The 25,346-nt window shown below is 65.1% G+C and carries 23 protein-coding genes; 10 read left to right on the top strand and 13 right to left on the bottom strand.

Going from position 1 to position 25,346, the window contains the following annotated elements; translation table 11 throughout:
• The first annotated feature begins 6 nt into the window (after positions 1-6).
• Positions 7-858: a ParA family protein gene (locus QJT82_RS15575; protein ID WP_028342002.1), complete on the top strand. Its 852-nt coding sequence runs from the start codon at positions 7-9 to the stop codon at positions 856-858.
• 144 nt (positions 859-1,002) lie between these two features.
• Positions 1,003-1,893: a ParB/RepB/Spo0J family partition protein gene (locus QJT82_RS15580; protein WP_028342003.1), complete on the top strand. Its 891-nt coding sequence runs from the start codon at positions 1,003-1,005 to the stop codon at positions 1,891-1,893.
• Between the two features lie 126 nt (positions 1,894-2,019).
• Here the strand turns inward: QJT82_RS15580 and holA are convergent, their stop codons facing one another.
• The 4 genes from holA to QJT82_RS15600 form a co-directional block, all read right to left on the bottom strand.
• Complete coding sequence (gene holA, locus QJT82_RS15585) at positions 2,020-3,051, bottom strand: DNA polymerase III subunit delta (protein WP_028342004.1); 1,032 nt, start codon at positions 3,049-3,051, stop codon at positions 2,020-2,022.
• Between the two features lie 8 nt (positions 3,052-3,059).
• Positions 3,060-3,617, bottom strand: coding sequence for an LPS assembly lipoprotein LptE (lptE, locus tag QJT82_RS15590; RefSeq protein ID WP_028342005.1), 558 nt, complete (start codon positions 3,615-3,617; stop codon positions 3,060-3,062).
• On the bottom strand, positions 3,604-6,258 hold the full coding sequence (gene leuS / locus QJT82_RS15595; protein ID WP_028342006.1) for a leucine--tRNA ligase: 2,655 nt from the start codon (positions 6,256-6,258) through the stop codon (positions 3,604-3,606). The genes lptE and leuS overlap by 14 nt, the downstream gene beginning before the upstream one ends.
• Before the next feature lie 357 nt (positions 6,259-6,615).
• On the bottom strand, positions 6,616-8,307 hold the full coding sequence (locus tag QJT82_RS15600; RefSeq protein WP_264641746.1) for a diguanylate cyclase: 1,692 nt from the start codon (positions 8,305-8,307) through the stop codon (positions 6,616-6,618).
• Between the two features lie 109 nt (positions 8,308-8,416).
• Here QJT82_RS15600 and QJT82_RS15605 point away from each other — a divergent pair, with 109 nt between their 5' ends.
• Positions 8,417-9,133 (top strand): YggS family pyridoxal phosphate-dependent enzyme, encoded by a 717-nt coding sequence (locus tag QJT82_RS15605; RefSeq protein ID WP_028342008.1) that lies wholly within the window; start codon positions 8,417-8,419, stop codon positions 9,131-9,133.
• A gap of 160 nt (positions 9,134-9,293) precedes the next feature.
• On the opposite strand, the gene QJT82_RS15610 is transcribed toward QJT82_RS15605, so the two are convergent.
• Together QJT82_RS15610 and QJT82_RS15615 are read right to left on the bottom strand one after the other, a co-directional pair.
• Complete coding sequence (locus QJT82_RS15610; RefSeq protein ID WP_028342009.1) at positions 9,294-10,079, bottom strand: fumarylacetoacetate hydrolase family protein; 786 nt, start codon at positions 10,077-10,079, stop codon at positions 9,294-9,296.
• Between the two features lie 103 nt (positions 10,080-10,182).
• On the bottom strand, positions 10,183-10,722 hold the full coding sequence (locus QJT82_RS15615) for a L,D-transpeptidase family protein (RefSeq protein ID WP_028342010.1): 540 nt from the start codon (positions 10,720-10,722) through the stop codon (positions 10,183-10,185).
• A gap of 241 nt (positions 10,723-10,963) precedes the next feature.
• Here QJT82_RS15615 and QJT82_RS15620 point away from each other — a divergent pair, with 241 nt between their 5' ends.
• A complete protein-coding gene (locus QJT82_RS15620) occupies positions 10,964-11,650 on the top strand; it encodes a response regulator transcription factor (protein ID WP_016841446.1) in 687 nt (228 codons plus the stop codon).
• 57 nt (positions 11,651-11,707) lie between these two features.
• Positions 11,708-12,148, top strand: coding sequence for a cyclic nucleotide-binding domain-containing protein (locus tag QJT82_RS15625; RefSeq protein ID WP_028342011.1), 441 nt, complete (start codon positions 11,708-11,710; stop codon positions 12,146-12,148).
• A 164-nt stretch (positions 12,149-12,312) separates the two neighbouring features.
• Here the strand turns inward: QJT82_RS15625 and QJT82_RS15630 are convergent, their stop codons facing one another.
• From QJT82_RS15630 to QJT82_RS15645, 4 genes are all read right to left on the bottom strand, one after another.
• A complete protein-coding gene (locus tag QJT82_RS15630) occupies positions 12,313-13,128 on the bottom strand; it encodes an exodeoxyribonuclease III (RefSeq protein WP_028342012.1) in 816 nt (271 codons plus the stop codon).
• Between the two features lie 158 nt (positions 13,129-13,286).
• The gene (locus QJT82_RS15635) at positions 13,287-14,105 is read right to left on the bottom strand and encodes an outer membrane lipoprotein carrier protein LolA (protein ID WP_028342013.1); all 819 of its coding nucleotides are present in this window, start codon (positions 14,103-14,105) and stop codon (positions 13,287-13,289) included.
• A gap of 99 nt (positions 14,106-14,204) precedes the next feature.
• Positions 14,205-16,685 carry a DNA translocase FtsK gene (locus QJT82_RS15640; protein WP_028342014.1) on the bottom strand — a complete coding sequence of 827 codons (2,481 nt, stop codon included), beginning with the start codon at positions 16,683-16,685 and terminating at the stop codon, positions 14,205-14,207.
• Positions 16,686-16,701: 16 nt separating this feature from the next.
• A complete protein-coding gene (locus QJT82_RS15645; RefSeq protein ID WP_026192062.1) occupies positions 16,702-17,928 on the bottom strand; it encodes an aminotransferase class I/II-fold pyridoxal phosphate-dependent enzyme in 1,227 nt (408 codons plus the stop codon).
• 180 nt (positions 17,929-18,108) lie between these two features.
• On the opposite strand from QJT82_RS15645, the gene QJT82_RS15650 reads away from it, so the two are divergent.
• On the top strand, positions 18,109-18,582 hold the full coding sequence (locus QJT82_RS15650; protein ID WP_028342015.1) for an NUDIX domain-containing protein: 474 nt from the start codon (positions 18,109-18,111) through the stop codon (positions 18,580-18,582).
• A gap of 187 nt (positions 18,583-18,769) precedes the next feature.
• On the opposite strand, the gene QJT82_RS15655 is transcribed toward QJT82_RS15650, so the two are convergent.
• The 3 genes from QJT82_RS15655 to QJT82_RS15665 all read right to left on the bottom strand — a co-directional run bounded on the left by QJT82_RS15655 (position 18,770) and on the right by QJT82_RS15665 (position 21,231).
• Complete coding sequence (locus QJT82_RS15655; RefSeq protein WP_028342016.1) at positions 18,770-19,174, bottom strand: GFA family protein; 405 nt, start codon at positions 19,172-19,174, stop codon at positions 18,770-18,772.
• 229 nt (positions 19,175-19,403) lie between these two features.
• Positions 19,404-20,852: an ammonium transporter gene (locus tag QJT82_RS15660; RefSeq protein ID WP_028342017.1), complete on the bottom strand. Its 1,449-nt coding sequence runs from the start codon at positions 20,850-20,852 to the stop codon at positions 19,404-19,406.
• A 40-nt stretch (positions 20,853-20,892) separates the two neighbouring features.
• Entirely contained in the window at positions 20,893-21,231 is a 339-nt protein-coding gene (locus tag QJT82_RS15665; RefSeq protein WP_026192063.1) for a P-II family nitrogen regulator, read from the bottom strand.
• A 683-nt stretch (positions 21,232-21,914) separates the two neighbouring features.
• Between QJT82_RS15665 and QJT82_RS15670 the strand changes: the two genes are divergently transcribed.
• From QJT82_RS15670 to QJT82_RS15685, 4 genes are read left to right on the top strand one after another with little or no spacing between them, the layout of a single operon-like run.
• Entirely contained in the window at positions 21,915-22,160 is a 246-nt protein-coding gene (locus tag QJT82_RS15670) for an acyl carrier protein (RefSeq protein ID WP_028342018.1), read from the top strand.
• 4 nt (positions 22,161-22,164) lie between these two features.
• Positions 22,165-23,367: an acyl-CoA dehydrogenase family protein gene (locus QJT82_RS15675; protein WP_155258594.1), complete on the top strand. Its 1,203-nt coding sequence runs from the start codon at positions 22,165-22,167 to the stop codon at positions 23,365-23,367.
• Position 23,368: 1 nt separating this feature from the next.
• Positions 23,369-24,292 (top strand): amino acid--[acyl-carrier-protein] ligase, encoded by a 924-nt coding sequence (locus QJT82_RS15680; protein ID WP_028342020.1) that lies wholly within the window; start codon positions 23,369-23,371, stop codon positions 24,290-24,292.
• Between the two features lie 15 nt (positions 24,293-24,307).
• On the top strand, positions 24,308-25,306 hold the full coding sequence (locus QJT82_RS15685; RefSeq protein WP_028342021.1) for a DUF1839 family protein: 999 nt from the start codon (positions 24,308-24,310) through the stop codon (positions 25,304-25,306).
• The last annotated feature ends 40 nt before the right edge of the window (positions 25,307-25,346 follow it).

Consider the following 25,346-nt stretch of genomic DNA (forward strand, 5'->3'; position numbering starts at 1 on the left):
TTTGGTATGACTGTGATGGACGAGGTTTATCAAGAGGATAAGGCGTCCCAGCCGCCTGGTCATCCGCGCATCCTGTCGCTCGCCAACCAGAAGGGCGGCGTCGGCAAGACCACCACAGCGATCAATCTTGGCACCGCACTCGCTGCGATTGGCGAGCGTGTCCTGATCGTCGATCTCGATCCGCAGGGCAACGCCTCGACCGGCCTCGGTATCGATCGCCGCAACCGCAGCTGCTCGACCTATGACGTGCTGATCGGCGAGGCGCCGCTGCGCGATGCCGTGGTCGCGACCGCGGTGCCGCGGCTACATATCGCCGCTTCCACCATGGACCTCTCCGGCCTCGAGCTCGAGCTCGGCACCACGCCGGGTCGCGCGTTCCGGCTGCGCGATGCGATCGCAGGGCTGAACAACAACGTCTCGCCGGAAGCCGACTACACCTATGTGCTGATCGACTGCCCGCCTTCGCTCAATTTGCTCACGGTGAATGCGATGGCGGCGTCGGACGCGATTCTGGTGCCGCTGCAATGCGAGTTCTTTGCGCTCGAAGGTCTGTCGCAATTGCTGCAGACCGTGGAGCAGGTGCGCTCGACGCTCAATCCGAGCCTGTCGATCCACGGCATCGTGCTGACCATGTTCGACTCGCGCAACAACCTCTCCAACCAGGTCGTTGCCGACGTGCGCCAGTTCATGGGCGACAAGGTCTACGACACCATGATCCCGCGCAACGTGCGCATCTCCGAGGCGCCGTCCTACGGCAAGCCGGTCCTGGTCTACGACCTCAAATGCGCCGGCAGCGATGCGTATCTCAAGCTCGCCACCGAAGTGATCCAGCGCGAGCGCGAGCTGCGCACGCATTGATGTTGCGTAGGATGGGTAGAGCGAAGCGAAACCCATCACCCTCATTGCGAGCCGCGATGGGTTTCGCTTCGCTCTACCCATCCTACGTTTCTTCTGAAATTCAAGTCTGGAGTACTGCGTGTGAATCCAAGGGAGCTCGCAACAATGGCCGATGAAGCGCGTTCGCGACTGGGGCGCGGGCTGGCAAGCCTGATCGGAGATGTCGGCGGCGAGGCGGCCGCACATGTCGAGCGGCCGCGCAGCCAGCGCAAGGTGCCGATCGAATTCCTCAAGGCCAACCCGCGCAACCCGCGGCGCAGCTTCGCCGACACCGAACTCGGCGAGCTCGCCGATTCGATTCGGCAGCGCGGTGTGATCCAGCCGATCGTGGTGCGCGCGATCAAGGGCGCGCAGGACCGCTACGAGATCATCGCCGGCGAGCGCCGCTGGCGCGCCTCGCAGCTCGCCGGCCTGCACGAAGTGCCGATCGTGCCGGTCGAGGTCTCCGATTCCGACGCGCTCGAGATCATGATCATCGAGAACGTCCAGCGCGAAGACCTCAATGCAATGGAAGAGGCGCAGGGCTATCACGCGCTCGCCGACGAGTTCAAACGCAGCCAGGAAGACATTGCCAAGATCGTCGGCAAGAGCCGCAGCCATGTCGCCAACATGATGCGGCTGACCAAGCTGCCCGCCGAGGTGCAGGCGCTGATCTCGAAAGGCGATCTCTCCGCCGGCCACGCCCGCGCGCTGATCGGCGTGCCGGATCCGCTCACCGCCGCGAAGCGCATCGTCGCCGAAGGTCTCAACGTCCGCCAGGCCGAGGCGCTGGCGCATGAGGAGGGCGTGCCGGAGCGCAAGCCACAGAAGGCGCGCAGTGGCAGCGCGGCCAAGGTCGACAAGGATGCCGATACGCTGGCGCTGGAAAAGCGTGTCAGCGATGCGCTCGGCCTTGCCGTCACCGTCAGCCATCGCGATCCCGGCGGCACCGTGCAGATCAGCTACCGCAACCTCGAGCAACTCGACGAGGTGGTGCGGCGGCTCGAGGGCGGTTAGTTTTTCCGTCGTCCCTCCACGTCATTGCGAGGAGCGATAGCGACGAAGCAATCCATCTTTCCGCGCGTGCGGAGCGGTGGATTGCTTCGCTTCGCTCGCAATGACGTTTCCAAATACAGCTCGATATCACCCCCGCCGCTTTGCGTTCGCCGCGATCGAGAGCAGTGCGCGCTGTGCGATCACGGCTGCGAGCGAGGCCTGTTTGCGCATGTCGAGCGCCGCGGTGGCGAGCTGATCGATCACGTTCACCAGCCGCGGCGGCGTGAAATTGCGCAGCGCGATCTCGACCGCAGGCTTGCGCGAGAAGTGCAGCCGCGGAAATCCGCCGTCGAGCACGGCTGACGCCGGCGTGCCGTCCGCGATCGCCAGCGCCGATTTGTGCAGCCATGCCGCCTGGCGCTGCGCGGCCGAGATGATCACGCCGGGATAGGTGCCGGCGACCATTGCTTTCGTGAACTCGCTCTCGACCAGCGCGGCGTTGCCGGCGAAGGCGCCGTCGACGATCGGATCGAGCTTCAGCTCGGAGGCGTCGGACACCACGGTCATGACGTCCTCGAGCGTGATCTCGCCCTTGCCGTGCGCGAACAGCGCAAGCTTGCGCAGCTCGTTGCGCGAGGCCATGCGGTCGCCGCCGAGCAGCGACATCAGTACCGCGCGCGCATCCTGCGCGAGCCGCAGATTCGATACGCGCAGCTCGTCCTCGATCAGCTTGGTCAGGTCGCGCTCGGTGTCGGGATAGCAGCCGATCGCCACTGCATTCTTGGCGCGCTCGCAGATCTTGCGCAGCGGCGATTCCGGCCTGAGCTCGCCGGCCTCGATCACGATGCGGCAATCCCTGAGCGCGGTGGTCTCGGTCAGTGTCTCGACGCCGCTGGAAAAGTTGCGCGAGCCGGCGCGGACGCGGATGGCGCGGCGGCTGCCGAACAGCGGCACCGTCATGGCCTCGTCGACCAGCCGCGACGGCTCGGCGGCGAGCTCGTCGCCATCGAGCCGCACCAGCGAGAACGGATCGTTGGGATCGTCGACCGCGGAGGCCATCAGCGCGTCGGCACGCTCGCGCACCAGGCCTAAGTCCGGGCCGTACAGCAGGATGATCGGACGGCCGGCGTCAGGCCGGGCGAGGAAGCTGTCGATCTCTTTTCCGCGAAGCGCGACCAATGCGGCGATCAGGTTCCGGTGGAGAAGAAGGAGGCGAGGCGGGTCTGGATGTTGTCGGCGATCTCCTGCGCGGCGCGGTCCTCGGCGTCGCGGAAGGCGCGGGCGCGGGCGAAACGCTGGTAGGAGCCGGGCATGTCATAGGACACGCGCGAGAACGTGGTGCCGGTCATGACAGACTTGTTCGACGCGATCTCGACCAGGTTGAACTGGGCATCGATGCCGTAGTTCTCGCTGGTCGGCAGCGCGGTGGCCTGGTCGATCATCAATGAGGAGCGGCTGGTGGTGAAGCGCAGCACCAGCCGATGCGTCGGCGGTGCGCCGGTGGCGGTGCCGTAGAGCTTGAAGGCGAGGGCGTTGCGGACCTCGACGCCGACCCGGGCCTCGCGCGAGGCGTTCGGCTTGTCGACCGGCGGAACCTCGACGCCCATCAGCTTCTCGCGCAGGGCTGACGACTGGCCGTCGAGGGTGCGCTCGGCATACATCGGCTGGAAGCATCCGGCCGTCAGCGCGGCCAAGGCAGCCACGGCCACGAGCCGGGCGGCGATCCTGATCCTAGCCGACAACATTGACGATCCTCATGGGCACCACGATCACCTTGCGGACGGCTTTGCCACCCAAGGCGGCTTTTACCGCATCGAGCGCCAAAACGGCAGCCTCTATATCCGCATTTTGCGCCGCCCGTGGCACGGTAACATCACCTCGTTTTTTACCGTTGACCTGGACGACCAGGGTCACGCTGTCTTCGACCAGCAAATCGCGCTCGATTTGTGGCCAATCGGCCTCGGAAACCAGCCCGGTCTGGCCCAGAACCACCCAGCACTCCTCAGCCAAATGCGGCATCATCGGCGAGAACAGCTGCACCAGGATGGTCGCCGCCTCCTTGACCGCCCAAGAAACATCTGGAGCGAGGTCCGGCGCCGGCTTGTCGCCTTTCGTCAGCACCTCGGACAGCGCATTGGCGAACTCGCGGATATGGGCGAGGCACACGTTGAAATGCAGCCGCTCGATCCCGGACGACACCTTGTCCAGCGCGCCATGGGCCGCCTTGCGCAGCGCCAATGCCTCGGTCCCGAACGTCGCCGGCCGGGCCGCCGGGGCGGCCTTGGCGATCTCGGCCGATTCGTTCACCAGCCGCCACAGCCGCTGCACGAAGCGTGAGGCACCCTGCACGCGCTCGTCGCTCCAGATCACGTCGCGGTCCGGCGGCGAGTCCGAGAGCATGAACCAGCGGGCGACGTCGGCGCCGTAGCTCGCGATGATGTCGTCGGGGTCGACGGTGTTCTTTTTCGACTTCGACATCTTCTCGATCGGGCCGATCGCGACGTCCTCGCCGGTCGCCATCAGCACCGCGCGGCGGCCGTTGCCGCCGACCTCGATCTTCACCTCGGCCGGCGTGACCCAGCTGCCATCGGCCTTCTGGTAGGTCTCGTGCACCACCATGCCCTGGGTGAACATGCCGGCGAACGGCTCGCTCATGTCGACGTGGCCGGTCGCCTTCATCGCGCGGGTGAAGAAGCGGCTGTAGAGCAGATGCAGGATCGCGTGCTCGACGCCGCCGATATACTGGTCGACCGGCATCATCCGGTTGGCGACCGCGGGCGTGGTCGGCGCGGTCTCGTTCCACGGGTCGGTGAAGCGCGCGAAGTACCACGACGAGTCCACGAAGGTGTCCATCGTGTCGGTCTCGCGCACGGCCTTGCCGCCGCACTTGGGGCAAGTCACATGCTTCCAGGTCGGATGATGGTCGAGCGCGTTGCCCGGCTTGTCGAAGCTGACATCCTCCGGCAGCGTCACCGGCAGCTGGTCGTCGGGCACCGGCACCACGTCGCATTTCGGACAATGGATCACCGGGATCGGGCAGCCCCAGTAGCGCTGGCGCGAAATGCCCCAGTCGCGCAGGCGGAAATTCACCTGCCGCTCGCCGACCGGAGCCAACCTTCCTTCCCCTGGCAAGGCACGCAACTCAGCCTCGAGCCGCTTGGCGACCTCTTCCTTGGCCGCTTCGATTGTCATGCCGTCGAGGAAGCGCGAATTGATCATGCGGCCGTCGCCGTCATAGGCGACGTCTGATATGACGAACGTCTTCGGGTCCTGGCCCTCGGGGCAGACCACCGGCGTGTTGCCGAGATCGTACTTGTTGACGAAGTCGAGGTCGCGCTGGTCGTGCGCCGGGCAGCCGAAGATCGCGCCCGTGCCGTATTCCATCAGCACGAAGTTCGCGACATAGACCGGCAGCTTCCAGCTCGGATCGAACGGATGCACCGCCTTGATGCCGGTGTCGAAGCCCTGCTTCTCGGCGGTGTCGATGATCGACTGCGCGGTGCCGATCTTCTTGATGTCGGCGATGAACTCCGCGAGCTTCGGGTTCTTCGCGGCAGCCGCCTGCGCCAGCGGGTGATCCGCCGAGATCGCCATGAACTTGGCGCCGAACAGCGTGTCCGGCCGCGTGGTGAAGATCTTCAGCTCGCTTTCGCCCGCCGGCGTGGTCGCCGCATCCAGCGCGAAGCGGATCAACAGGCCCTCGGAGCGGCCGATCCAGTTGCGCTGCATCAGCCGCACTTTGTCGGGCCAGCGGTCGAGACCATCCAGCGCTTCCAGGAGCTCCTGCGAGTACTTCGTGATCTTGAAGACCCACTGGCTCATCTCGCGCTGTTCGACGACGGCGCCCGAGCGCCAGCCGCGGCCGTCGATCACCTGCTCGTTGGCGAGCACGGTCATGTCGACCGGATCCCAGTTCAGCTTGCGCTTCTCGCGCTCGGCGAGGCCGGTGCGCAGCATGTCCAAAAACATCTTCTGCTGATGCTTGTAGTAGCTGGGGTCGCAGGTCGCGAATTCGCGCGACCAGTCGAGCGACAGCCCGATCGACCGCAGCTGCTTCTTCATCGCGGCGATGTTGTCGTAGGTCCAGGCCTTCGGCGCCACCTTGCGCTCGATCGCGGCATTCTCGGCCGGCAGGCCGAACGCGTCCCAGCCCATCGGGTGCAGCACATTGTAGCCCCTGGCGCGCATGAAGCGCGCCAGCACGTCGCCGAGCGTGTAGTTGCGGACATGGCCGATATGGATGCGCCCCGACGGATAGGGGAACATCTCGAGCACATAGTATTTCGGCCGCGGATCGTCGTTCTTGGAGGCGAAGATCGCCTTTTCGTCCCACAGGCGCTGCCAGCGGGGTTCGGATTCACGGGCGTTATAGCGTTCGGCGGTCATGAAATCGCAAGGATTTTGGGTGGCTTTGGGTGATTTTCGGGTCCCATCCGGGGACGGCGGACTAGGCCACAAAAGCGCCTGCGCGGTCAACGGCTTGGGGCCTCCAAACGCCCCATCCCGTCGCGTAGCCGCCCTGCCGCTGTCGCAGGGGCGCCGTCTGCAGCCTCCTCGTGGTCCTGGCGAAGGCCAGGACCAATCACCACAGGGCTTTGTCGAGGAAGGGATCGTGGCCCAGCTTCGCGCAATAATAAACGGTGGGGGTAATGGGTCCTGGCCTTCGCCAGGACGACATTGAATATGCGGCGTCGCCGATGGTCATGGTTCCGCGCTCATCGTGACGCTCGACCACGCGCGATCTCAGCTCGCCAGCGCCATCCCGGCTTCGTCCAGCGTCTGCAGGAAGCCGTGCTCGATCACGGCGTTGCGGCCGCGGCGTTTGGCGGCGTAAAGGGCGGCGTCGGCGGCTTCGATCAGGTCGCCGGGGCGCCGGGTCTCGTTCGGTCTGGTCGTGGCAACGCCGACGCTGACGGTGACGACACAATGGCTCGAGGACGCGTGCGGCACGGCAAGGCCGAGCACGGCGGTGCGCACGGTCTCGCCGATCGCGAGCGCATGCGCGGCATCGGTGTTCGGCAGCAACAGACAGAATTCCTCGCCGCCATAGCGGCCGGCGAAGCCCATGGTGTCGGCCGCGATCCCGGACAGCACTTCGCCGATCCGGGTCAGGCAGGCATCGCCTTCGGGATGGCCGTAGGTGTCGTTGTAGAGCTTGAAGTGATCGACATCGATCATCATCAGCGACAGCTCGCATTCATATTGCTGCGCCCGCATCCATTCGAAGTCGAGCCGGCTCTGGAAGCCGCGGCGGTTGGCAAGGCCCGACAGCGCATCGATCGAGGCCATCACGGTGAGACGATCGTTGGAGGCGACGAGCTCGCGCTCGCGCTGGCTGAGCTGCGCCGCCATCGCGTTGAAGGCGCGCGCCAGCGGCACGAATTCCGCCGGCAGCTTGTGCTTGGCGACGCGTGCCGACCAGTCGCCTTCGCCGAACCGCCGCGCCATGCCGGTCATCAGCTCGATCGGATGGATGACGAGCCGCTCGGCGCCGACCAGGGCACCCAACAAGACGAAGAGGCAGACGAAGCCGAGCTGCAGATAGGCGGTGCGGATCTCGCGGTTGATCGCCGCGGTCACCTTGGCCTCGTCCATGCTCACGATCAGCCGGGACTGCGTGCCGGCGATGCGCGCGAAGCTCAGCGTGCGCTGCGCGCCGTCGGACGCCGTGAACGACACCGAGCCGGATGGTTCGTCATAGCTCAGCGCCTTCTCGGCGATCGCGGCCATCAAGGGGATGGTGTCGAGCGAGCGGCCGATCAGGCTCGCATGATCCGCGGGCGCGGCGATCACGACGCCGGTGCTGTCGACGAGAACGGCCGACATGCCGGGCTGGCCGCCGAGATTGGCCATGATCTGCGACAGCCAATCGATGTTGATGCCGGCGACGACGACGGCATCCTGCTCCGGATTGATCGCGGCCACCGGATAGGCGGCCATCATCATCGGGCGGCCGTTGGTCCTGCCGCGCAGATAGTCGCTGAACACGAAGCCGCGGTTGTCCTGCGCCTTCTTGAAATATTCGCGGTCGCCGACATTGAGGCCGACCTGGACGTTGAGGGTCGAGCACTGCACCAGCCCGTCCCTGGAGACGAACATGATGCTGCGGATCCAGGGCAGCACCGTCGGCAGGCTGGCGCGCAGCACCTCGCAGCTCTGCGCGATGCCGCCGGAGGCGCGGATATAGGCGGCGGATTTCAGCATGGTCTCGACCGAGGAGACCACCTCGCGCTGGGTCTCGGCGGCATGCGCGGTGAGGCTGGCATAGCCGGCCGCGGCCTGCGCAATCTGCTTGCTGCGGGAGTCTTCCAGCGTGCGGACGCGGTCGAGCATCAGGGGCGCGACCAGCATCAGCGCAAGCAAGGCCAGCCGGGCACGAATTCCCAGAACCTTCCTGAGCCTGACCCGGTTGCGGTTGAAAGTGACGCCCGACATTCTATTCCCTTGCCCGTGCGCAAGGTAGAATGCAGGGCTTCAAAAAGCCTTTCCCGAATTTGGTAAAATTCGAGCCAACCCCCCGCACCTGTCAGAGAACGGCACAAGCATGACGCAAAGCCCGACCACGCCGTTACCGCCCGGTTCACCACATGACCCTGCCTCCGGCCTCGCCGCCGTCGAACGCGAGATCGCCCATGCCTGCAAGGAAGCGCGGCGCGACCGTGCGTCGGTGACCTTGATCGCGGTGTCGAAGACGTTCGCGGCTGACGCAATTTTGCCGATTATCGGCGCCGGACAGCGCGTATTTGGCGAAAACCGCGTGCAGGAGGCCAAGGGCAAGTGGCCGGCGCTAATCCAGGCTCACCCGGGATTGCAGCTGCATCTGATCGGGCCGTTGCAGTCGAACAAGGCCAAGGAGGCGGTCGCGCTGTTCGATGCGATCCATTCGGTCGACCGCACCAGCATTTGCGAAGCGTTAGCCAAGGAAATCAAAAATCAAGGGAAGCACCCGGAACTGTTCGTCCAGATCAATACCGGCGAGGAGCCGCAGAAGGCCGGCGTCGCGCCGCAGGACGCGGATACCTTCATCGCGGCCTGCCGTGACACCTACGGCCTGTCGATCTCGGGACTGATGTGCATCCCGCCAGTCGACCAGGCGCCGGCGCCGCACTTCGCGCTCTGCGCCAAGATCGCCGCGCGCAACGGCCTGAAGAATCTCTCGATGGGCATGAGCGCGGATTTCGCGGTGGCGATCCAGATGGGCGCGACCCATGTGCGGGTGGGGTCGGCGATCTTCGGGACGCGGACGGTGCCGCATAACTGACTGTCGTCCCTGCCTAGTGCGCAATTGCGCACGGGAGCAGGGACCCATACTCCGCGGCCATTGCAAAGGGCACGCGGCCAGATCGGCGGGCAACAACTAACGTCGGTGGTTATGGGTCCCTGCTTTCGCAGGGACGACAGCTGTGCGGTGAGTGCGCAGCCTACGCGAACTTCACCGACACTTTTCCGATCGCGCCGAAATCGGCGGCGAATTCATCGCCGGCGGCGATCGGCAGCGGTGGATGGCAGGTGCCTGTGGTGACGACTTCCCCTGCCCGCAAGGTCAGCCCGAGCGCACGCAGCTCGTTGGCGCACCAGGCGAGCGCTGTGCGGGGATCGCCGAGCACGTTCTTGCCGTGGCCGATATAGCGCTCGCCGCGCAGTGTGATGATCGGGCGGTCCTCGACCAGATCGATCGCGCGCCAGTCCGCTGTCGTTGCGGGTCCGAGCACGAATAGATGCGCGCAGGCATTGTCGGCGATCAGCTGCGCCTCGCCTGCGGCGACGAAATCGGCGAACCGCGAATCCGGAATCTCAATCGCCGGATGCAGCGTGCCGACGGCCTCCAGCACCTCCTGCACGCTGTAATGTGTTGTGCGCGTCGCGAGGTCACGCGCCATGCGGAAGGCGTATTCCGGCTCGCCGACGCGCATCTCGTTGCCCTGCATCGACGCGGTGCCACCATCCGGTATCACCGTCTCGGCAAGGATGCGCCCCGCCAGCGGTCCAGCGACATTGATGTGCTTCTGGCCGGCCGCGCTGGTCGCCGCGATCTTCCAGCCGAACAGTTTTTCGCGCGACGTTTTCTCCAGCGCAGCCTGCACCGCGTAGCCCTCGGCGCGATCGCGCGGCCGAATTGCGCTATCGAGTGCGCCGAGTTTTGTTCCCGCGTGCCAGTGATCGTGAAGGACCTTCGAGGCGGCGGCGATCTGGTTGTTGTCGAGCATGCTGTTTCGCTCCCGCGGGAATTATTCTTGGTTGCGCGCGATCTCAGCACAAACGCGTCGCGTCTGTCGCGTGGGAAAACCGATGCTGAGCTATTCCACCATCCTACCCAATAACGATCCGGGTCTGCGGCGACATCCGCCGCAACAGCCGCAGCATCGACGCCTTCGTCATCGAGACGCAGCCCGCAGTCGGCGCGAAATTCGGCCGCGCCAGATGCAGGAATACGGCGCTGCCGCGACCGGCGATGCGCGGCGCGGCGTTGTGATCGATCTCGATAATGAAGTCGTAGAGATGATCCTCGCGAGTCAGGCGGTCGCCGCCCTGCTCGCGATCGAGCCGGATCGGCTGGTTGTAGTGACGGTCGGCGGGGTCCTCGCACCAGGCGTCCTCGCGGCGGATCGGCCGGGTCGGCAGGAAAGTCGTTGGACGCTGGTGCCGGTCGGCGCGCCACCAGAGCTGGCGCGGATGGAAGACGCCGCGCGGCGTGCCGCCGTCGCCTTCGCGCTTGTTGGCAAGGATTCCACCGCGGCCGAGCGCCACCGGCACGGTCCAGCCATCGGCGGTCAGCCAGCCCCGGCGCGGGTCGCCGGCGGCTGCTCGGACCTCGATGATGGAGAGCGGCCGATCACGTTTAACTGTCATATAAGTGATTGAAATAGCTGATCTTCCCTTAAGAATCGTTCCAAACTGAGCTTGCCTTGGAGGTTCAGAACATTCTATCTCCCGGCATTACAGGACATTCACGTCCTGCCCCGCCGGATTTGAGGTAGACTGCGTTGCCTTGTGAATCGGTAACAATCGCCTACCTGAGAACATATCTAGCCGATGTTACGGCCATAGGCGCCCTCCGCTTCTGACCGCCCCGCCCCGAAGGATTGTACCTATGGCCAATGCCCGCAAGATCTTGATCGTGGATGACGATACCGATCTGCGCGATACGCTGGTCGAGCAGCTGTCGCTGCACGAGGAATTCGAAGCCTCCGCAGTCGACACCGGCGCCAAGGGCGCCACTGCCGCCAAAGCCAATTCCCCTGATCTGGTCCTGATGGACGTCGGCCTGCCCGATACCGACGGCCGCGAAGTGGTCCGCTCGCTCCGCAAGGGCGGCTTCAAGGCTCCGATCATCATGCTGACCGGCCACGACACCGATTCCGATACGATCCTGGGGCTCGAATCCGGCGCCAACGACTATGTGGCCAAGCCATTTCGGTTCGCGGTGCTGCTGGCCCGGATCCGGGCGCAGCTCCGCCAGCACGAGGCCAGCGAGGACGCGGTGTTCTCGGTCGGCCCCTACTCGTTCCGGCCCGGCTCGAAGATGCTGACCGGCGCCAACGCCAGGAAGGTGCGGCTGACCGAGAAGGAAACCGCGATCCTCCGCTTCCTCTACCGCGCCGGCCAGATGCCGGTGTCGCGCGAAACCCTGCTCCAGGAAGTCTGGGGCTACAATTCCGGTGTCACCACCCACACGCTGGAAACCCACATCTACCGCCTCCGCCAGAAGATCGAGAAGGACGCCGCCAACCCGGAAATCCTGGTGACGGAAGCCGGTGGCTACAAGCTGGTGCCGTGATACGCTTTGCGCTCAACGATTCGTGAAATCGAGGCGCGCCGCGGTTACCGGACCTGAATGTCGATCGATGATGACGTAGCCCTGCTCGAGCGGGTCCCGACGATGCGTCTGTTGGGCGAGAGCTCCTTGCGCATGCTGGCGATCGGCTCCGAGCAACGTGATTTCAACGCAGGTGACGTGCTGTTCAAGGCCGGCGACGCTGCGGACGCCGGCTATGTCGTGCAGCGCGGCACCTTCCGCGTCGAGGAAGGCGGCGCCGAGATCATCGCCGGTCCCGGCGCGCTGATCGGCGAGCTCGCATTGATCGTCGCGATGAAGCGGCCGTCGACCGCCACCGCGCTGGAGCGCGGCTCGGTGATCCGCGTCGCGCGCAGCCTGTTCCAGCGCGTGCTGGAAAGCGATCCCGCCGCGGCCCTTCGGCTGCGCGACGAAATCGCATTGCGTACCAGCCAGCTCGCAAGCGATATCCTGATGGCAGGCGGGAAGTTGAGTACGTAGTCGCCACAGTCTTGGCGAGGACTTTTTATCCCGTCATCCTGAGGTGCGAGCCCTTGCGAGCCTCGAAGGATGAACGGCCCGGCTGGTGGCCGTCGACCCTTCGAGACGCGCGCAAGAGCGCGCTCCTCAGGGTGACGGATTACAGTCTCCCGGCTAACGCTGAGCTAAACCTCCATCACCGCCGTCACCGGCACGTGGTCCGACGGGCGCTCCCAGCCGCGGGCGTCGCGGGCGATCCTGAAATCGCTGACCTGATCCTTCAGCGCGCGCGAGACCCAGATGTGATCGAGCCGGCGGCCGCGATCGCCGACGGTCCAGTCCGCTGCGCGGTAGCTCCACCAGGTGTAGACCTTTTCCGACATCGGGATCCGCTCGCGCGCGATGTCGAACCATTCGCCATGCGCCTGCGCGGCCAGCAGCTTCTCGGTCTCGACCGGCGTGTGCGAGACCACCTTGAGCAGCTGCTTGTGCGACCACACGTCGTTCTCATGCGGGGCGACGTTGAGGTCGCCGACCAGGATGTGGCGGTCGTCGCCGCGCGGATGCAACGGCTCGCAGGCCTTCATCTCGTCGAGGAATTGCAGCTTGTGCTCGAATTTCGGATTGAGCGCGGGATCGGGAATGTCGCCGCCGGCCGGCACGTAGAAATTATGCAGCACCAGCGGCTTTGACAGCTGCGCCTTCTCGCCGAACGAAACCGAAATGTGCCGTGAATCGATCTTGTCGCAGAACGTCCTGATGTCGGTCGTCTCGAACGGCAGCCGCGAGACGATGGCGACGCCGTGATAGCCCTTCTGTCCGTTCAGCGCGACGTGCTCATAGCCGAGCCGCTTGAAGCGCTTCAGCGGAAACGCATCGTCGATGCATTTGGTCTCCTGCAGGCACAGCACATCCGGCCGCGCGCTCTTGATGAACTTGGCGACGGTGTCGATGCGCAGGCGCACCGAATTGATGTTCCAGGTGGTGACGGAGAACCGCATGAGAGGTGCGTCTTAGCACGGTTCTCAGTGCGGGTTGGCGCTTTGTCCACAAGCAAGCGCTTGTAGGATGGGTAGAGCGAAGCGAAACCCATCATTGACGCAGCGCGCCGTGACCGCGATGGGTCTCGCTGCGCTCTACCCATCCTACGGCATCGCGATCAGCCCGGCGAGGTGCCGGGATAGGTCGTGAAGTCGATCTTGAACAGCGCCGGATCGGGCTTCTGCGTCGCGTCGAGATTGTAGACCGCAACGGTCGTGTCGTAGCCCTGCGGGTCGGTGACGGTCCACTGCTTGAGCTTGCCGTCCTTGGCGCCGATCATCAGCAGGAAGCGGCTGGTGCCGACCAGCGCCTGCTTCTCCTCGATCGTGATGCTGACGAACACGTCATCGGCGGTGACGCTGATGACGTTGGTGTCCTTCATCAGGTCGATGCGGTCCGACAGCAGATAGCGCAGCGGGGTCTGCGACAGCGGATAGACGTCCTGGGTGGCGAGCCTGCGGTCGCGCACCGCGACCGAGGAGCCGTCCGCGATCACCTCGATCGGGCTCGGATCGTCATATTCGAAGCGCAGCTTGCCGGGCTTCTGGATGTAGAAATCGCCCTTGGTCTTGGTGCCGTCGGGGCCGACCTGGACGAAATTTCCGACCAGCGTTTGCAGCGACGAGAGATAGGCCGAGACCTTGGCGGCCTGCGCCTTCTGGTTGGCGTCGAAGGTCTGGAAGATGTTGGCGGGCACGTTGCGGCGCGGATCGGGAATCACCGGGTTCGGTGGTGCCTGGGTGGCGCCCGTGGTCGTCGGGCCCTTGTCCGCATTGGTCTGCGCGCCGGCGTCCTTCTTTGGCGCAGCCTTGGCTCCAGCGCTGGGTGCGGGCTTCGGCGGCGGCGCATTCTGCGCAGTCGCAGCGCCGGCGATCGCGGCGGTGACGAGAAGAGCCAGCGCGGTGCGCGTGCCGCGGTCAATGAGGTGTTTTGCCATCAGATATGTCAGGTCTCTGTTCGACGCTCGTCCCGCTGCGCCGGATTTTATCCCGCCTCTTCCGAGGGAGATATGGTTTTTCCGTGATGATCGCCCCGATCAGAACTGGCCTTCTTCCTCCCCGACCAGGATTTCGCGCTTTCCGGCGTGATTCGCCGGACCGACGATGCCCTCAAGTTCCATCCGCTCCATCAGCGAGGCGGCGCGGTTATAGCCGATCTGCAGCCGGCGCTGGATGTAGGAGGTCGACGCCTTGCGGTCGCGCTTGACGATCGCAACCGCCTGCGTGAACAGATCGCCGCCGCCGTCGCCGCCCATGCCGGTGGCATCGAACACGGCGCCGTCCTCGTCGGTCGGCTCTTCGGCGGTGACGGCTTCGAGATATTCCGGTGCGCCTTGCGTCTTGAGGTGACGCACCACCTTCTCGACTTCCTCGTCGGAGGCGAACGGTCCGTGCACGCGGCTGATGCGGCCGCCGCCCGCCATGTAGAGCATATCGCCCTGGCCGAGCAGCTGCTCGGCGCCCATCTCGCCAAGGATGGTGCGGCTGTCGATCTTCGACGTCACCTGGAAGGCGATCCGGGTCGGGAAGTTCGCCTTGATCGTGCCGGTGATGACGTCGACCGACGGACGCTGCGTGGCGAGGATGACATGCAGGCCAGCGGCGCGCGCCATCTGCGCGAGGCGCTGCACCGCGCCCTCGATGTCCTTGCCGGCGACCATCATCAGGTCGGCCATCTCGTCGACGATGATGACGATGTAGGGCAGCGGCTCGAGGTCGAGCTTCTCTTCCTCGTAGATCGCCTTGCCGCTCTCCTTGTCGAAGCCGGTGTGGACGGTGCGCGTCAGCTCTTCGCCCTTGGCCTTGGCTTCAACGAGGCGCGCATTGTAGCCGTCGATGTTGCGCACGCCGAGCTTGGCCATCCGCTTGTAGCGCTCCTCCATCTCGCGCACGGCCCATTTCAGCGCCACCACCGCCTTCTTCGGATCGGTGACGACGGGCGTCAACAGATGCGGGATGCCGTCATAGACGGAGAGTTCGAGCATCTTCGGATCGACCATGATCAGGCGGCACTGATCCGGCCGCAGCCGGTAGACCAGACTCAGGATCATGGTGTTGATCGCGACCGATTTGCCGGAGCCGGTGGTGCCGGCGATCAGCATGTGCGGCGTGCGCGCCAGGTCGATGATGACGGGGTCGCCGCCGATCGTCTTGCCGAGGCACAGCGGCAGCTTCGCAACCGAATCGATGCTTTCCTTGGCGACCAGAAGCTCGCGCAGATAGACCTTCTCGCGATGCGCGTTCGGCAGCTCGATGCCGATCGCGTTGCGGCCGGCAACCACGGCGACGCGGGCCGACAGCGCGCTCATCGAGCGTGCGATGTCGTCGGACAACCCGATCACGCGCGACGACTTGATGCCGGGCGCGGGCTCCAGCTCGTATAGCGTGACCACCGGGCCGGGATTGGCCTTGACGATCTCGCCGCGCACGCCGAAGTCCTGCAGCACGCCTTCGAGCGAGCGCGAATTGGTCTCGAGCTCGGCCTTGCTCAGCGGCTGGCGATCGCTGGCTTTCGGCGCGCTGAGCACGGAGACCGACGGCAGCTCGAACTTGTCGGAATTCTTCTTCTTCGGCTTCGGCTCGGCCTTCTTGCGCGGGGCGCGGGCGGCGGGAGCTTCGTCCTCCTCGTCCTCCTCTTCCTCCTCGTCGTCGAAAGCGTCAGCTTCGTCCTCATCATGGCCTTCATGCGCGGGCGCGATCGAGGGCGCCGAGCGGCCGCCACCGATATTGGGCTCCTGGCGCTCGAACGCAGCGCTGCGGCCCTGCGCGCCGCTCGAGACCAGCGATCTGTAGGCGGTGGTCAGCAGCCAGCCGAGCCGCGCCTTCGCGCTCATCAGCGCATGGAACAGCCAGCCCAGCGAGACCGAGCTGCGGTCGTTGTCTTCTTCCTCGACGAACGGCTCGTCATCGTCAGAGATCGGCGTCAGTTCGTCGTCCTGCTCCTTGGCGCCCCAGCCGCAGGCGAACAGGAAGCTTGCCGCCATCGCGACGACCAGGATCGAGCCGAGCACGACGCGATAGATGAAGCCGGGCGGGCCGAACACGACGGCCGGCGCACGCAGCAGCGCGTCGCCGACCACGCCGCCGAGCCCGGTCGGCAGCGGCCATGCGGTGTTGTGCGGCCAGCAGCTGGCGAAGCCCGCCGCGATCACCGTGCACAGGATCCAGCAGCCGAGCCGCAGCGCCTCGCGGTCGAACGGGCGATGCGTCAGCATCCGCCAGCCCCACACCGCGACCGGCAGCACCAGCATGATGGCGCCGAGGCCGAGGATCTGCATCAACAGGTCGGCGCCGATCGCGCCGGGATAGCCGAGCACGTTGCGGATCGCGCGCGAGGTGGCGTGGCTCAGCGACGGATCCTGCACCGACCAGGTCATCAGCGCCGCCGTGATGGCGCCGGACAGCGCGATCAGGCCGAGCCCGGTGAGTTCGCGCAGCCGTCGCGCCAGCGCCTCGCGGAGCGAGAGCGGCAGATGGCCGACCAGGGGGATGACACGTTCGATCGCTGGCATACTCAATCTTCGCGCTTCGCGATTAACCCAGGGTTTCGACCAGGCGATGCATCGCCTCGGCCGTCGATTCACTGTCGGAGACGAGCGCAAGGCGGATATAGCCCGCGCCCGGATTGGAACCGTCGTTCTGCTGGCGCGCCAGATAGCTGCCGGGAATCACGCGCACGCCGGCGTCGCGATAGAGCCTGACCGCCGCCGCCTCGTCGCCGCCGCGCTCGGAGACGTCGAGCCAGACGCAGAAGCCGCCGGCGGGACGCTTGTAGCCGTAGCGGTTGCCGAGGATCTGATCGGCGAAATCGAACTTGATGCGATAGAGCCTGCGATTCTCCTCGACATGCGCCTCGTCGCTATAGGCGGCGACCGCGACATGCTGCAGCGGCACCGGCACCTGCGGCGCGGCGACATTGCGCAGTTCGTGGAACGCGGCCAGAAACTTCCTGTCGCCCGCGGCGAATCCGACGCGCATGCCCGGCAGGTTCGAGCGCTTCGACAGCGACTGGAACGCCACGACATTGCTGAAGTCGGGACCGGCGCATTCGAGAATGCTGCCCGGCGCTTCGCGGGTGTAGATTTCCGAGTAGCATTCGTCGCTCAGGATGATGAAGCCAAAGCGATCGGCGAGCTCTTTCAGCCGCGTGAAATAAGCGCGCGAGGCGACCGAGCCCTGCGGATTGGCGGGCGAGGCGATGAAGAACGCGACGGTACGCGCCAGCGTCGCTTCGTCGATCGAATCAAGATCGGGCAGGAAACCGTTGCCGAGCGTGGTCGGCAGGTAGATCTGCTCGCAGCCGGCCGCGCGGGCGCCGGCGCCATAGGCCGGATAGAACGGGTTCGGCATCAGGATCGCCGGCCGGCCCTTGCGTGGCGCGACATAGCGCGAGGCAGAGATCGCGGCAAAGAACAGCCCTTCGCGGCTGCCGTTCAGCACCATCACCTCGCTCTCCGGATCGACCGGTCGCGGCAACTGGAACCGGCTTCCCAGCCAGGTCGCGACGGCGCGGCGGAACGGTTCGATGCCCTTGGCGATCGGGTAGCGGCCGAATTCGGCGGTATGCTTGGCCAGCACCGGCCCGACGAAATCGGGCACCGGGTGCTGCGGCTCGCCTAATGACAGCGTAATCAAGGGCTTGGCAGGCTGATACGGCGCCAGCAGCTCGGTCGTGCGCAGGAAAGGGGAGCGCTCGGCCTGGCCGGCGGATGCGACATCGCCGGCGCCCTGCGCCAAGCCGGATGAGGCGGTCATTGCCATGATTGAAATGCCAGCACTTTCACTGCGGTCGGAGGGTAGGGGGCGCCGACCGTAAACCGATCAAGTCACCATAGATAGGGCGAGGTTAAGACGCGATTAACCATCGGTGGCGCGGCACGGTCGGCCGGCGCGTGATATCAGCGCTCACGCCAGAAAGCCGTATCGAAATTGCTCCGAGACATGATCCACCGCCGCGCCGTCCGGGCGCTCATCATCACCGGCGAGCGCGAAGTCCTGCTGATGCGGATTCGCCCGCCGCACCGCGGCGACTGCTTCTGGATCGCGCCGGGCGGCGGCATCGAGGGCGACGAGACGGCTGAAGCGACGCTGCAGCGGGAACTGGCGGAGGAATTGGGGCTGATCGATTTCGCGCACGGCCCGGCCGTCTGGCGGCGGCACCACACCTTCAACTGGGGCGGCCGGCGGATCTCTCAAAAGGAAGAGTACCGGATCGTTCACGCGGATCGCTTCGCGCCCGTGATGGCCGACGAGGCCGAGGCAAGGGTGCTCGATTGTTTCCGCTGGTGGCCGATCGCCGATCTGTCCAGCGCGAGTGAGCGCCTCACGCCGCTGTCGCTCGCCGACATCCTCGATCGCTATTTGCGCGACGGCGCACCGAGCGAGCTGCCGGACGAGGAAGTTTTGATCGACTGACGAGGCGCGATGGCTCCAACCTCCCCTTGAAAAGGGGAGGTCGCTTTGCTCGGAGAGCAAAGCGGGTGGGGATCTGTTCTCTCCGCAGACAGCAGAGTGCGCGGCTAACCCCCATCCCGACCTTCCCCCTTTCAGGGGGAAGGAGAAAACAGACAGCAGGCCGGGCTACGCGCGCGATACGTGGCGGCTACCGCGCCGGCAGCTTCTCGAACGACGGCTTGCCGTCGGGCACGTGGTGGAAGGTCTGCTTGTCGCAGGTGTAGATCGTCATCTGCGGGGTGAACACCGAGGGGTCGTCGAAGGTGCCGACCTTCAGGATGGTTGCGGGCAGGCCCGGCACCTTGGTCACGAGATGCGTGCCGCATTCCGGACAGAACTCGCGCGTCACGGCGCGGTCGAGATCCTTGCGGGTGAACTGCTTGGGCTCGCTGGCGGTGTATTTGAAGCCGGTGGTCGGCATCGCCATGAACATGTTCGGTCCGCCGCCCGTGATGTACTGGCATTCGCGGCACAGGCACTGCGCCGCCATCATCGGCTCGCCCTCGGCCTCATAGCGCACGTTGCCGCAATAGCACCTGCCCTGCACCTTCATGACGTCCTCCCGTTTTCGTTGTTTGTAGCCTGCCATTCCACAATGGCAGGCAATTCCGACAATATTTTCTCAAGCCGCGGAAAAAAGAAAGGGGCCCCAGCTTGCGCTGGAGCCCCTCAACGGCCCGGACATTGCCGGGTATGTGTCCGGACCGTAGTTCTGGGAACGACCGCTTGGGGAGGTCGCGCCCCGGGAGAACCCAAATTAGCGGCCTCAAGGGCCGTTAATTTTACATGTTGTAGGCGCGCTCCGTGTGCTCGGTGATGTCGAGGCCTTCACGCTCGGTCTCGACGTTGGCGCGCAGGCCGACGATCACGTCGACGATCTTGTAGAGGATCGCCGAACCGATGCCCGACCACACCAGCGTGGTGCCGACACCCCAAACCTGCGAGATCATCTGCGCCGCGAAGTCGTAGTCGGCGACCTTCGGCGGGATCGCGGTGTAGTCGATGATGCCTGCACCGCCGAGCGCCGGGTTGACCAGGATGCCGGTGCCGAGCGCGCCGACGATGCCGCCGACGCAGTGAACGCCGAACACGTCGAGCGAGTCGTCATACCCGAGCGCGTTCTTCACGACCGTGCAGAAGAACAGGCAGACCACGCCGACCACGAGGCCGAGTACGATGGCGCCCATCGGACCGGCATAGCCGGCCGCCGGGGTCACCGCGACGAGGCCCGCGACCGCACCCGACAGCGCGCCGAGCAGCGAGGGATGGCCCTTGATGATCCATTCCGCGAACATCCAGGACAACGCCGCCGCGGCGGTCGCCACGAAGGAGTTGGTCATGGCGAGCGCAGCGCCGCCATTGGCTTCGAGGTTGGAGCCGGCGTTGAAGCCGAACCAGCCGACCCAGAGCAGCGAGGCGCCGATCATGGTCATGGTCAGCGAGTGCGGAGCCATCAGCTCCTTGCCGTAACCGGTCCGCTTGCCGATCAGCAGCGCGCCGACCAGGCCGGCGATGCCCGCGTTGATGTGCACGACGGTGCCGCCCGCGAAGTCGATCGCGCCCTTCTTGAAGATCCAGCCGGCATCGGCGTTGATCTCGTCGAGCTTGGCCTGCGCCGCGGTCTTGGCCGCGCCGTCAGCCGCAGCGGCGAGCGCCTTGGCGGCATCCTGGATCGCGTCCGGGCCCGGCCAGTACCAGACCATGTGCGCGATCGGGAAATAGATCAGGGTCACCCAGAGCGGGATGAATAGCGCGATCGCCGCGAACTTCATGCGCTCGGCGAAGGCGCCGACGATGAGGGCCGGCGTGATCGCCGCGAAGGTCATCTGGAAGCACATATAGATGAGCTCCGAGATGTTGGCGTCGACCGAGAAGGTCGCCGCCTTCGAGTCCGGCGTGACGCCCATCAGGAACGCCTTGGAGAAGCCGCCGATGAAGTCGGAGCCGCCGGTGAAGGCGAGGCTGTAGCCGTAGAGGGCCCAGAGCACGGTGACGAGGCAGACCGTGTAGAACACCTGCGCCAGCACCGAGAGCATGTTCTTGGAGCGGACCAGGCCGCCATAGAACAGCGCGAGGCCCGGGATGGTCATCAGCAGCACCAGCACCGTCGAGGTCAGCATCCAGGCGTTGTCGCCCTTGTTGACGGTCGGCTCGGCGTAGGCGGCGGTCGCGGCGAACAGGCCGACTGCAAGGGCCGCCAGTCCCGCGCCGTAGGGACGCTTGAACGTCATGTTATTTCACTCCTGAGGTCTTAAGGTTTGAGCGCGAAAGTCAGAGGGCCGCGGCATCGGCCTCGCCGGTGCGGATGCGCACGGCGTGATCGAGGCTGATGACGAAGATCTTGCCGTCGCCGATCTGACCGGTCTTGGCGGCGGAGGTGATGGCGTCGATGGTCTTGTCGACCTGATCGGAATTGACCGCGACCTCGATCTTGATCTTGGGCAGGAAGCTCACGGCATATTCGGCACCGCGATAGATTTCCGTGTGGCCTTTCTGGCGGCCGTAGCCTTTGACTTCCGTCACCGTGAGACCATGAACGCCAATGGCGGTCAGGGCGTCACGGACCTCTTCGAGCTTGAATGGCTTAATGATCGCCATAACAATTTTCATGAGTCCTATCCCCGCTTGGGCCCGGTGCGAATGAACACCGGGAGTTTCGACTGAGGTTCACCACGCGGAGGACATCCACTACGCGGGCACAGCCTGGACCCTTAGAATCAAATGCCGTGCCAAACGGCCGGAGTTCGCTAATGGATTATGAATCCGGACCTTTTCCCGCTTTGCGGGAGGGAGTTGCCCCTGCGCTATTCCGCCGCGCCTAAAATATGGTCAGGCCTGTCTAGAACGCAGGCACGGCCAACTCCGGACACAATTCTGCTCAGCTGCGGTGCAGGGGGCGGTATCCAGACACAGCTGCCAGGCTGTCCCGCAGCCTGCGACCACCCTCCCGATCGGCCGCCGATTCGCGAGCCTGCCGGACTGATTGCGCCGAGGGAATTTGCCGTGGGCTTCATCGGCTTGCCTGAATTCCCGCCCCCGGGACGTGACCTGCGCCGAGATCCGCGAAGGCAAGCGAAGCCAGTGGCGGGCATCATCGCCGCGTCGTTCTGCGCGAGCCGGACCAGGGCCGTATGCGGCAAGCGCACCAAGACGGTACAAGTCCCGCACTTTCGGCAGTGTTCGTTACGGATCGTTAGCTGTCTGTAACATTGTCGTTCCGGCGTTAACGCCGCGGTTGCCGTCGCTGCGCTATTGCCGCCGCATAAGAACTTCAATGACAGGTGGGGCAACCAATGATTGATCGTATCCGCGCGCTGCTCGAGCAGCAGCCGATGATTTCGCTGGATTTCAGCACGATCACCGACGACACGAATCTCTATGACGCAGGGTTGACATCCTTCGCCACGGTGCAGGTGATGCTGGCGCTTGAGGAAGAGTTCAGCATCGAATTTCCCGAAGCGATGCTCACGCGACGGACCTTCTCGTCGCTCGCCAACGTCGCGGACGCCGTTTCACGGCTTACACAGCAGGCGGCGTAACACCATGAGCGTGGTGAGAATGATAGAGCCGGTGCCGGCCTCTGCCGACACGCCGGCCGAGCGCATGCGTCGGGTCGCCAAGATCGCCGCGCAGCAGGTCGAGGCGGTCGACCGCGAGGGCCGTTTTCCGGTTGACACCATCGAAGCATTGAAGCGCGAGCGCCTGCTCGGCGTCGCGATCCCCGTCGAGCATGGCGGGGAGGGATTGGGCACGATGGAGATCGCGGATCTCATCGTCCAGCTCGCCCAGGCGTGCGGCTCGAGCGCCATGATCTACGCCATGCATCAGATCAAGACGTCGAGCTTCGTCAGCCACGGCGGCGCCAGCAACTGGCATCTGGCCTATATGCGTCGCATTGCGGCTGAGCAGTTGCTGATGGCCTCCGCGACCACGGAAGCCGGCATCGGCGGCAATTTGCGTAATTCGATCTGTGCGGTTGAAATGGCAGACGGCCGTTTCTCGCTGACCAAGGAAGCGACCGTCATTTCCTACGGCCGCCACGCCGACGCAATTCTCGCCACGGCGCGGCGCGCTCCGGACGCCGCAAGCTCTGATCAGGTGATGGTTGTCATTCCCGCAGACCTGAACCGTACGCTGGAGCGCACCTCCGTATGGGACACGCTCGGAATGCGCGGCACCTGTTCGGACGGTTTCCATCTTGTCGCGCACGGTGACGCGGCGCAGATCTTCCCCAAGCCGTTCTCGGAGATCGCGGCGCAGTCGATGCTGGCGAGCTCGCATATCTTCTGGAGCGCGACCTGGTTCGGTATCGCCACCGACGCCTTCAATCGTGCGCAAGCGTTCGTCAAGGCTGCGGCGCGCAAGCAGGCGGATGGAAGTCTCCCGCCGGGCGCGCTACGGCTCGCCGAAGCGGCCGGCCTGCTTCAGGAGATGAAGGGTCATCTCACGGCGGCCATTCACCGCTTCGATGCGGCCAAGGGCAATGACGACGCGCTCTCCTCGATCGGCTTCACCGCCGAGATCAACGCGCTGAAGGTCGCCGCGAGCGAGAAGGCGGGGGCGATCGTGCGGCTCGCCATGCAGATCAACGGCATCGTCGGCTACAAGAACGGCACGCCGTTCAGCGTCGGCAGGCATCTGCGCGACGTGACCTCCGCGCCGCTGATGATTTCGAACGACCGCATTCTTTCCAACACCGCGACGCTCCTGCTGATGAGCCGCTTTGACACCAGCCTGAGAGGTTGAGATGGACGCCAAGACGTTCGATGCCACGAGCCTGCTCGACACTCTGTTCGACAAGAGCATCTTGTTCAGGACCGGAGTAGACGGGCTTTATGGCCGCTCCGGCGTTTTCGAAGAGGTGATCGAGCGCTTTGAGCGGCTCGTGACGCGCATCGGAGCGCCGGACAAGGCAACCCGCATCCACTTCCCGCCGGGCATGAGTCGCGCCACGCTTGAAGGCAGCGGTTACATGAAGAGTTTCCCGCAGCTTGCGGGCTGCGTGCATTCCTTCATGGGCGGCGAACGCGAGCATGCGCAGCTTCTCGGCATGATGGCCGCGGGAGAGGACTGGACCGAACTGCAGCAGGCGACGAACGTGGTGCTGACGCCGGCCGCCTGCTACCCGCTCTATCCGACCGTTGCCGCGCGCGGTCCGGTGCCCGACGACGGTGTCCTGTTCGAGCTTTCCTCCTATTGCTTCCGCCACGAGCCTTCCAAGGATCCGGCGCGCATGCAGCTCTTCCGCATGCGCGAATTCGTCCGCATCGGGACGGCCGAGCAGGTGTGCGCCTTCCGCGAGAGCTGGCTGGAGCGCGGCAAGGCGATGATCGAATCACTCGACCTGCCGTGCGAAGTTGACCTCGCCAACGATCCGTTCTTCGGCCGCGGCGGCAAGATGATGGCCAACAACCAGCGCGACGAAGGACTCAAGTTCGAGCTGCTGATCCCGGTGACCAGTATCGAGAAACCGACGGCCTGCTTGTCCTTCAACTACCATCGCGACCATTTCGGCCAGACCTGGGGCCTGAAGTTCGCGGATGGCAGCCTGTGCCACTCGGCCTGCGTCGGCTTCGGGCTGGAGCGCGTGGCGCTCGCGCTGTTCCGCCATCACGGCCCTGACGTCGAGGCCTGGCCGGCTTCCGTGCGCGAGACGCTTTGGAGCAACTGATTTGGGGCAACTGAAATGAAGAGCGCCATCGCCGGGCTCGATCCGGCCGCCCACAAGCCGCACGGGTTGCACGATCCGGAGCGGCGATGGCCGCAGACCAACTGCTATGTCGATCTGCTGATCGAGGTGATGCATGCGACCGGGAATGACCCGGTCGCGGCGCTCGGCTTCACCGTCGCGCAGGATTTCGAAGGCGACCAGTTCACGTTCTTCAAATTCCCGACGGCCGACCTGCAGCGATTGGCCGGCCTGGATATCCAGGAACTGTCCGTGTTCGATCGCCTGGAGACGCATGTTCTCAATCAGATCGAGCGCGGGCGGCTGCCGCTGGTCGAGGTCGATGCCTTCCATCTGCCCGACACCAAGGGCATCACCTATCGCACCGGCCATTCCAAGACGACGGTCGGCATCAACGTGCTCGTTCCCGGGCGCCGCCACATGGCCTACTTCCACAACGACGGCTACTTTGCGCTGGGCGGCGAGGACTACGACGGCATTTTCGGACAGCGCGACGGCGCGCCGGCCGGCGGCCTGCCGCTGTTTCCTTATGCCGAGTTCGTCAAATTCGACGCCACGCGCCCTTCGCGCGATCCGGTCGGTGCCGCTACCGAGATCCTCGCGCAGCATCTGCGGCGCAGGCCGAAGCGCAATCCGCTCGACGCTTACGCGGCCGTGTTCGGCCGCCATGCCGAGGTGCTGGCCGGCCGGTCACCGGAGTATTTTCACGTCTACGCCTTCAACACGTTGCGGCAGGTGGGCGCCAATTTCGAACTCCTCTCCAGTCATCTGGAATGGCTGGGACGGCACGGCGAGACCAGTCTCGCTGAGGCGATCGAAGCCGCCGCGGCAATCGCCGAGGGCGCCAAGGTCATGCAATTCAAGCTCGCCCGCGCCATGGCCCGGCATCGGTTCGATGGACTCGCGGACGGCATCGGGCCGATGGCCAAGGCCTGGCAAACGGTGATGGACGCGCTGGACGGCCGTATGACGGATCTCGCCAGTAAGGCAGCATAGGACTGGCTTGCCGGTCATGGGAATGCGTGTGTGCACGGAC

Origin of the sequence: Bradyrhizobium sp. Mp19 (assembly GCF_029952935.1) — a bacterium.
GTDB classification, from domain to species: Bacteria; Pseudomonadota; Alphaproteobacteria; order Rhizobiales; family Xanthobacteraceae; genus Bradyrhizobium; species Bradyrhizobium elkanii.